Origin of the sequence: Wolbachia endosymbiont of Drosophila barbarae (assembly GCF_044752445.1) — a bacterium.
GTDB classification, from domain to species: domain Bacteria; phylum Pseudomonadota; class Alphaproteobacteria; order Rickettsiales; family Anaplasmataceae; genus Wolbachia; species Wolbachia pipientis.
This window is the reverse complement of record NZ_JBIXJM010000073.1, coordinates 1-2,409: the sequence shown is the minus strand read 5'-3', so window position 1 is coordinate 2,409 and position 2,409 is coordinate 1. Positions and strand designations below refer to the sequence as shown.

Genomic DNA, 2,409 nt, shown 5'->3' with positions numbered 1-2,409 from the left:
TGCTTGTTAGCGGGATCTAGAGATACCGCGAATGAATCGCGGTATGACGTAGGACTGCTGTCATTCCAGTCTGGAATCCAAAAAAAAGGATGATGTCATCCGAGTAGCTTGACTACTTGGATCCAGTTTTCTTTACAAATTCACAAAAAGTGCTTCATTCTATAACGCAAAACCCATACTCACCAAACCCAATGCATTACTTGCAATTAAGTTTCTTGGATCCAAGTAGTCAAGCTACTCGGATGACACCCTTTTTGATGGAGACCAGTGTCAGCTACTTTCATGACACCATTCTTTTTTCTGGATCCAAGTAGTCAGGGCACTAGGATGACAAAAGAAAGAGGCTACTGGGATGACAGCTACCCTGACAATCGTCATCCCACTACGTGTTAGCGGGATCTAGAGATACCACGGCGGTATGACGGTTCGCAGCGGTATAGTAACTCGTCATCCCGCTGCTTGTTAGCGGGATCTCTTGTTAGCGGCTGAGATACCGCGAATGAATCGCGGTATGACGGTTAATTATTCTGCGGCGGTATGACGTAGAGCTCGCGTTAGCTATACTTTTATACTCACCAACTCAGCTGGATCCAAGTAGTCAGCTACTTGGATGACAACCTGTTGAGGCTGTGCTTACACATTCCACTTTCTATGCTCACCAAACAAATTTGCTTACTCGCAGCAAAATTTTCTGGATCCAAGTAGTCAGCTACTCGGATGACATCTTTGTGTTTGAGGCAAAACCAGCTATAACATTTCTTCGCAAACAAATGTTCGTACAGTTGTGCGCGTGATGCTGGAATCTAGACAACAATTAGATCCTATTGTCAAGCAATAAGCTACATGTGCTATTTATTTAGTAGATTAAATATGAAGTTTAAAACTCTGCTATTGACTTCCTGTAGAACTAGTGAAAACCAAACTTGCTTAAAACCACTTAATTAGTTATAGTTATAAGTTTAGGTACAGTAAAATGACAGCTTTTGTCCCCTTGATTATTTTTTTAATCTTGTATCTTGGAAGTGGTGCTTATTTTTCTTTTATCGGAACTGATAATCCACTTCATCAGGTTTCACCAGTAATATGCTTGTTACCAGCACTATTTTTTGCTGTCTCACGTGGTACAAATAAAACTCAGCATAACATCGATACTGTTATCAAGGGCATGGGTGACAAAAACACCCTTACTATGTGTTTAATTTTTTTATTTTCTGGAGCATTTTCTGCAGTTACTCAATCAATTGGTAGCGCAGACACTGTTGCTAATTTAATTCTTAATTTCCTTCCAGCAAGATTACTGCTGCCTGGAGTATTTTTGGCTTCTGCTTTTATTTCAACTGCAATTGGCACATCTATGGGAGTTGTTGCGCTGATGGTACCTATAGCTGTTAATCTGGCAAAAAGTGGAGCTTTTGGTCTCGAAATAGGAACTGCAACTGTAGTAGGTGGTGCCGTGTTTGGCGATAACCTTTCGATGATATCTGATACCACCATTGCATCTGTTTCTTCACAGGAAGCTTCAGCAAAAGATAAACTTAAAATGAACTCTAAAGTTGCACTTATTGCCAGCATTATAACACTCATCTACCTAGCAGTTGCCTCAAATAGTACAAAAATTATTTCTATATCAAATTTAGATTATTATTCTATAATAAAAATTATTCCTTACATTTCTTTAATAATCATGGGGCTGCTTGAAGTCGCCACTTTAGTAACAATAACTATAAACATAATTATTGCTGGTGTGCTAGGAATAACTTTTTTTGACTATGCTATCATTCAATTTCCTCATGACATGTATGACGGTTTCAAAAAAGTAAACGAAATAGTGATATTTGCTCTATTTATCGGTGGATTGAGCCATATAATGTACAAGCAAGGTCAAAAAGCGTTGCATAAACTCATCGATGAAAGCAATATCACAAAAACTAAAGCTGAATTTGTGATAGCAGGAATTGCGTCTATGTTTACTACCTTAGTTGCCAATAATACCATTGCTATTTTACTAAGTGGTGGCATTGCAAAAAGGCTTGCACAAAAACACAGTATTGCGCCACATCGCAGCGCATACTTATTAGATGTTTTTGCTTGTGCTACAAAAGGTATCTTACCTTATGGTTCCCAGCTATTGCTAGCAGGTAGCATCGCCTCTGTATCACCTATTTCTTTATTAACACAGGTATATTATTGCTTTATTCTAGCGGCAGTTACAATAGGCGAAATAATCATCAACAGCAGAAAAGAGAAACATTGTGCGGCTGCAACTTAGAGTTTCTCTTTTTTTACCCATAAGGAACGGAATTACTTGACACCCTTCGCCAACCCCCTTATCATGAAACTGAAGCTATTTATTTATCTTCGCAATCTGTGCAGGTTAATGACAAAAAACTTAGGGTATTTGGCGTCTCA

General features: G+C 38.7%; 2 protein-coding genes. Both read left to right on the top strand.

The window, feature by feature from the left end; translation table 11 throughout:
- The first annotated feature begins 267 nt into the window (after positions 1 to 267).
- Positions 268 to 393 carry a hypothetical protein gene (locus ACIPNH_RS01045; RefSeq protein WP_400771074.1) on the top strand — a complete coding sequence of 42 codons (126 nt, stop codon included), beginning with the start codon at positions 268 to 270 and terminating at the stop codon, positions 391 to 393.
- Positions 394 to 973: 580 nt separating this feature from the next.
- Positions 974 to 2,269: a Na+/H+ antiporter NhaC family protein gene (locus ACIPNH_RS01040; protein WP_400771071.1), complete on the top strand. Its 1,296-nt coding sequence runs from the start codon at positions 974 to 976 to the stop codon at positions 2,267 to 2,269.
- The last annotated feature ends 140 nt before the right edge of the window (positions 2,270 to 2,409 follow it).